1 protein-coding gene is annotated in these 621 nt (G+C 57.5%); it reads right to left on the reverse strand.

All coding sequences use genetic code 11. The annotated features are described in order from the left end of the window. Window positions 1-561: IS6 family transposase (locus tag ILT44_RS30620; RefSeq protein ID WP_204243377.1), on the reverse strand; the 561-nt coding region annotated here is incomplete at its 3' end. Between the last annotated feature and the right edge of the window lie 60 nt (window positions 562-621).

Consider the following 621-nt stretch of genomic DNA (forward strand, 5'->3'; position numbering starts at 1 on the left):
CTGGAAGCCGCGCGTTGGCTGGATCACGCGCTTGAGCGCGCCGTGATCCGCCTCAAGGATGTTATTCAAGTACTTTGACGTCCGATGCTCGACATCTTTCGATAGCAATCCTTCATTCTGCAAGCGCCGGATTGCCTTCGGATATGAAGCCAGTTTGTCGGTCGTGATCGATGAGGGAGGATAGTCGCCCATCCCCCTTAGGGCTTTGCGCAGGAAGCGATAAGCCGCTCCGGTGTCACGCCGGCCGGCCAGCATGGAGGCGATCAGCCGACCGTGTTTATCGACCGCTCGAAATAAGTACCGCCAGCGTCCGCCCACTCGTACGTAGGTCTCATCTACCCGCCATGAGCCTGAACGATGTCCCTGGTAGGGACGCACCCGCTTCTCAATCTCCGGGGCATAACGCTGGACCCAACGAAAGATCGTGCTTGGATTAACGCTGACACCGCGCTCGAACATCATTTCAGCCAGATCGCGATAGCTGATCCCGTACTTGCAGTACCAGCGTACGCACAGCAAGATGATCGAGACCGGAAAACGGCGGCGCTTGAAGATCGACACCAGGATGGCTCCTCGATTAGCCATCCCTCGCTAAACGGCCAAGGTTAATGCAACGGTGCC

The sequence above is a fragment of the Microvirga arvi genome (genome assembly GCF_016892765.1).
In the GTDB taxonomy this organism is placed as follows: domain Bacteria; phylum Pseudomonadota; class Alphaproteobacteria; order Rhizobiales; family Beijerinckiaceae; genus Microvirga; species Microvirga arvi.